A 5,381-nucleotide genomic window follows, 5' to 3' on the forward strand; every position below is an offset into this window, starting at 1 on the left:
TTATGACTATATATATGCTGCTTCGATATCCTGATCTGTTTAAGGTTGGTGTTGCGGGGGGACCAGTAACCGATTGGCGCTATTATGAAGTTATGTATGGTGAGAGATATATGGATATGCCTCAGGAGAATCCGGAAGGTTACGAAGAATCAAGTTTATTGAATAAGGTTGATAGGCTGAAATCGAGACTGCTTATAATACACGGGGATGAAGATCCTACTGTTGTTATGCAACACAGCAATCAGTTTATCAGAGCTTGTATAAAAGAAGGGGTGCATCCTGACTTCTTTATATATCCGGGACATGGACATAATATGACAGGTGCTGATCGTGTTCACCTTCATGAACATATTACCCGCTATTTTGACGATTTTATATACACTGATTGATGGTAGCTGAAAACTTGTTATCTTTGTAGATAATATGCAGTACAAACTTTTCCCGTCGGAACGATTTTCTTTTTTCAGCCTGAGTAGTGGCAGTTGTGGCAATTGTTATTATTTAGGAAATTCATACTATGGAATTTTAATTGATGCGGGAATTGGTCCTCGTGTTATAAAAAAAAGATTGGCTGAGTATGGTGTGGATATCTCTACTATAATGGCTGTTCTGATTACACATGATCATTACGACCATATTAAATCGGTTGGGCAGCTTGGAGAAAAAATGCACATCCCAATTTATGCAACACGGGAAGTACATAAAGGTATAAAGAACAATCCATTTATTAATTACAGACTAAATGGATCGGCAAAATATATAGAAAAAGGTAAAACTTTTCAGATTGAGGACTTTAGGATAACACCGTTTGATGTGCCTCACGACAGCAATGATAACGCAGGTTATTATCTGGAATTCGGTGGTCAAAGAATGACAGTGGCAACAGATGTGGGTGCTATAACTGATGAGGTAGCCCACTATATCTGTAAGGCTAATCAGCTGGTAATTGAGAGTAATTATGATGAAGAGATGCTTCATAATGGCAGGTATCCATGGCACCTTAAAAAAAGGATTACTTCTGGTACAGGACATTTAAGTAATCGCCAGATAGCGGAGTTTCTTGCTAATAATTTTACATCTGAATTACGCAATATATGGTTATGCCATTTGAGTGGTGATAATAATAACCCTGAACTTGCATTTAATACTACAAGGGATCAGCTGTCACTAAAGGGTATAGAGGTGGGACAACATGTTGACCTTCACGTTCTCGAGAGAAATGTTTTATCAGCAAAAATTGAATTCTAAACCAAATGTCTCTAGCACCTGTTCTTCTGTTTACTTATAACCGACCATCACATACAAGGCAAACACTGGAAGCTTTAATGAATAATAAGCTTTGTAGTGAAACTGAATTATACATCTTTTCGGATGGGTATAAGAATAATTCTGATAAAAATGATGTTAAGGAAGTTCGAAGGATTATACACTCAATTGATGGATTTAAGAAGATCTGTATTATTGAGAATGGCAATAATATTGGGTTAGCGAAAAACATAATTCAGGGAGTTACCAGAATTATAAATGAGCACGGCAAAGTTATCGTTCTGGAGGATGACTTGATTACTGCACCTCATTTTCTCACTTTTATGAACGAGGCTTTGGATAGGTTTGAGGATGAGGATAGAATTGGTCATATTCAGGGGTTTATCTTCCCTATAGAAGAACTGCCAGAGTCTTTCTTAATTAAATGGACAGGCAGCTGGGGATGGGCAACATGGAAAAGAGCATGGAAACTTTTCAACCCTGATGGGAAAGAGTTGCTGAACGAAATAAAGAGGCGTAAGCTTTCAAAACAGTTTGATTTTAATGGCAAATATCCTTTTACAAGAATGCTGAAGAGGCAGGTAAATGGTGAGAACGACTCCTGGGCTATTAGATGGAATGCTACGCTTTTTCTGAATGATATACTCTCACTGAATGCTGGCAGGTCTCTTGTAAGAAATATTGGCTTTGACGGTAGCGGGATTCATAGCGGAAGCGATGATATCTACAGTACTGACCTGTATAAAGGGAAATTGAATATTAATATCCCTGAAATCAGTGAGAACAAGAAAGCCAGAAGAGCAATTATGAAATATTACGGTCAAACAAACTCATTTAGAGCAAAGTTAAAAAGAAGGATAAACAGATTTTTAAGAAGCAGATAGGTTATGAATATCCTGATGATCAGCAAATCTGACGTTCATGGAGGTGCTGCAATTGCTGCATACCGTTTGATGTATGCTCTAAACTCTGAAGGTGAAAACGCTAAAATGCTAGTCTGTGATAAAAGATCTGATAACCTTAAAGTAATACAGGGAGGAAGTAAACTTAATAACAGGTGGAATTTTTACCGTGAAAGAGGTGAAATATTCCTTTATAATCATCTCTCAAGAAAATTTCTATTTGATATTTCAATTGCAAATACAGGTTTATCAATCACTGAACTTGATGAATTCAAGAATGCTGATGTAATTCATCTGCACTGGATTAATCAAGGTATGTTATCAATTAAGGAGATTGAGAAGATTCTTCTATCGGGGAAAAAAGTAGTGTGGACTATGCACGATATGTGGCCATTCACAGGTATTTGTCATCATTCAGGAGATTGTAATAAATATGAGAACTCTTGCGGGAGGTGTCCATATATTGCAAATCCTTCTGATAAGGATCTTTCGAATTTGATATTTAATAAGAAGAAAGATATATACTCAAAAGGCAATATCACTTTTGTAGCATGCAGTGACTGGTTGAAAAAGCTGGCAGAGAAAAGCCCATTAACTAATGGACATAAAATTGTTTCTGTACCCAATCCTATTGACACAGATTTGTATAAGCCGAAGGACAAATTGCTTATTAGGGAGAAGCTAAATCTTCCTACGGATAAAAAACTACTCCTGTTTGCTGCAGCAAAAGCTTCTGATAAACGTAAGGGAACTGATTACTTGATAAATGCTTCTAGGTTAATTGCATCCGAAATTAAGGATAAAATAGTATTTCTTATTGCAGGAAACGAAGGCGCTGAGATTGCAGATAGACTGTCTTCCCCCTCTATCTGTATGGGTTATATAGACTCTGACAAGATGCCTGATATATATAATGCAGCTGATGTATATATAACTCCATCACTGCAGGAGAATCTTCCAAACACTATTATGGAAGCTATGTCTTCAGGCACTCCCTGCGTTGGTTTTAATATTGGTGGAATTCCTGAGATGATAGATCATAAATTAACCGGTTATGTAGCCGAATACAAAAGTTCAGAGGATCTTGCCAAAGGGATAAATTGGACTCTTTTTGAGGCTGATGCTGAGACACTTTCATATAATTCACGTGAAAAGGTTATGAGTATATATGAACAGAAGAAGGTTGCAGCGCTCTATAAAACTTTATATGAAGGGTAATAATAAAATAACTGATCAGGCTCATTGGAATGAGTATTGGGGAAATTATCAATATGATAAGATTCCTAAGAAGGTCGTTTTTAACAAGTTTATGCCTCTGCTTACAAGAGGAAAAAGCTTCATTGATATTGGTGGGTTCCCGGGTATATTCTCTGCATATTTCTATAAACATGGAGTTAAAGATGTAACTTTACTTGATTTTCACCTGAATTATGAGATTGTAAGAAGCATTGAAAATAGAAATGACTTGCCTTTAAATAGTATTAAGTGTATAAATGCTGACTTTTTATCATTCCATTCCGAAAGGAAATATGATATTGTGTTTTCTTCCGGGTTTATAGAACACTTTGAAGATACTGCAGATGTAATTAGTCGACATGTTGAATTACTATCCGAAAATGGTCAGCTTCTTATCATTATTCCCAATTTTCTAGGTTTGAATGGCTCAATCCAGCGTTGGTTCGACAAACAAAATCTTGATGCTCATAACTTAAACTCAATGGACATATCTATCCTTGAAAGGATAATGAAAGGATTTAATCTAAAAGATTTAACAGTTGATTATATTGGCAAGCCAATGTTATGGCTGGAGCCGAAGCCCGAGAATAAAAGCAAAAGGAAATGGATTAAGATGCTTAGTTATGTTGTAAAACTATTTCCGATAAAGAGCAGGTTTTTATCTCCCTTTATTGCTATATATGCCCGAAAATGAAAAAATTATCAGTTATAACAGTAACATTTAATGCAGAGCAAACGCTTGAGCGTACTTTAAAAAGCGTCTGCTTGCAATCATATCCTGAGATTGAGCATATTATAGTTGATGGCTTGTCTACAGACCACACCATTGACCTGATTCACAAATATGATAATGATAAATTATTATGGATTAGTGAACCTGATAATGGATTGTATGATGCAATGAACAAAGGAATTAAAATGGCTACTGGTGATTATCTCTGCTTCTTAAATGCAGGTGATACTTTTTTCGCTAATAATACTGTAGAACTAATAATGCAATCTGATAGTTCGGCTGACATAATTTATGGAGAAACTGCAATTGTGGATAATGAGGGCAATTTTCTACATATGAGGAGATTGAAAGCTCCGGATAAGCTTACCTGGAAAAGTTTTAAACAGGGCATGCTTGTATGTCATCAGGCTTTTATAGTGAAACGAGAAATTACAGAGCAGTATGATCTTGAATATAAATTCTCTTCGGATTTTGACTGGGCAATTAGAATGCTGAAGAAGTCAAAGGTTATTATAAATACAAATCAATTTCTGATTAACTACCTTAATGAAGGAGTGACAACTTTAAACAGAAAGAAATCTCTCAAGGAGAGATATAGGATAATGGTGAAACATTATGGGAAGGTCTCTACTTTTCTACACCACATATGGTTTATTATAAGATTTGCTATTAAATAAACTGTTACTTTTCGATCATATACTTTTATGTGTATTCAATTAATATGAAAAGAAGAAAATTAAAACTTGAGGAACTGGGTAGAATTAATATTGAGGAGTTCCGCGAAGCAGAAAAAACACCACTTGTTGTGGTCCTGGACAACGTAAGAAGTCAAAATAATATTGGTTCTGTTTTCAGAACATGTGATGCTTTTAGGATTGAGGAGGTTTTACTCTGTGGAATTACTGCTACACCTCCAAATGTAGAGATACATAAAACAGCCCTTGGTGCAGAAGATTCAGTAAAATGGCGATACTTTAATCATACAGTTAGTGCGCTTAACACACTAAAGAAAGAGGGGTATTATATATATTCGATAGAACAGGCTGAAAATAGTATATCATTGGAAAACATACAATTGGATAAAAACAAGAAATATGCAATCATACTGGGTCATGAAGTACATGGCGTAGATCAGGAAGTGGTAAATGCTTCAGATGGTTGTATTGAGATTCCTCAGTATGGAACAAAACACTCTCTGAATGTTTCCGTTACAGCTGGTATTGTAATTTGGGATTTCTTTAAGA

General features: G+C 35.7%; 7 protein-coding genes. All 7 read left to right on the forward strand.

Annotated features, from left to right (window positions below; genetic code table 11):
• Positions 1–389 (forward strand): alpha/beta hydrolase family protein (locus tag PHO43_RS09600; protein ID WP_288012100.1); only part of this gene is annotated, 389 nt, incomplete at its 5' end.
• 34 nt (positions 390–423) lie between these two features.
• Positions 424–1,248 carry an MBL fold metallo-hydrolase gene (locus tag PHO43_RS09605; protein WP_288012102.1) on the forward strand — a complete coding sequence of 275 codons (825 nt, stop codon included), beginning with the start codon at positions 424–426 and terminating at the stop codon, positions 1,246–1,248.
• A 5-nt stretch (positions 1,249–1,253) separates the two neighbouring features.
• The gene (locus tag PHO43_RS09610) at positions 1,254–2,150 is read left to right on the forward strand and encodes a glycosyltransferase (RefSeq protein WP_288008879.1); all 897 of its coding nucleotides are present in this window, start codon (positions 1,254–1,256) and stop codon (positions 2,148–2,150) included.
• A 3-nt stretch (positions 2,151–2,153) separates the two neighbouring features.
• Positions 2,154–3,386 carry a glycosyltransferase family 4 protein gene (locus PHO43_RS09615; protein ID WP_053827142.1) on the forward strand — a complete coding sequence of 411 codons (1,233 nt, stop codon included), beginning with the start codon at positions 2,154–2,156 and terminating at the stop codon, positions 3,384–3,386.
• Positions 3,376–4,098, forward strand: a complete 723-nt coding sequence (locus PHO43_RS09620) for a class I SAM-dependent methyltransferase (RefSeq protein ID WP_288012104.1) — start codon at positions 3,376–3,378, stop codon at positions 4,096–4,098. The genes PHO43_RS09615 and PHO43_RS09620 overlap by 11 nt, the downstream gene beginning before the upstream one ends.
• Positions 4,095–4,814 carry a glycosyltransferase family 2 protein gene (locus PHO43_RS09625; RefSeq protein ID WP_045090447.1) on the forward strand — a complete coding sequence of 240 codons (720 nt, stop codon included), beginning with the start codon at positions 4,095–4,097 and terminating at the stop codon, positions 4,812–4,814. The genes PHO43_RS09620 and PHO43_RS09625 overlap by 4 nt, the downstream gene beginning before the upstream one ends.
• A gap of 44 nt (positions 4,815–4,858) precedes the next feature.
• A partial coding sequence (locus tag PHO43_RS09630; RefSeq protein WP_288012106.1) for an RNA methyltransferase occupies positions 4,859–5,381 on the forward strand: 523 nt, incomplete at its 3' end.

The organism is Lascolabacillus sp. (assembly GCF_028696275.1).
GTDB classification, from domain to species: domain Bacteria; phylum Bacteroidota; class Bacteroidia; order Bacteroidales; family Dysgonomonadaceae; genus Proteiniphilum; species Proteiniphilum massiliensis.

Bases quoted from the DNA above. Each gene is read 5' to 3' on its own strand.
- PHO43_RS09620 (WP_288012104.1), top strand. From the start codon at position 3,376: ATGAAGGGTAATAATAAAATAACTGATCAGGCTCATTGGAATGAGTAT.
- PHO43_RS09625 (WP_045090447.1), top strand. From the start codon at position 4,095: ATGAAAAAATTATCAGTTATAACAGTAACATTTAATGCAGAGCAAACG.
- PHO43_RS09610 (WP_288008879.1), top strand. From the start codon at position 1,254: ATGTCTCTAGCACCTGTTCTTCTGTTTACTTATAACCGACCATCACAT.
- PHO43_RS09615 (WP_053827142.1), top strand. From the start codon at position 2,154: ATGAATATCCTGATGATCAGCAAATCTGACGTTCATGGAGGTGCTGCA.
- PHO43_RS09605 (WP_288012102.1), top strand. From the start codon at position 424: ATGCAGTACAAACTTTTCCCGTCGGAACGATTTTCTTTTTTCAGCCTG.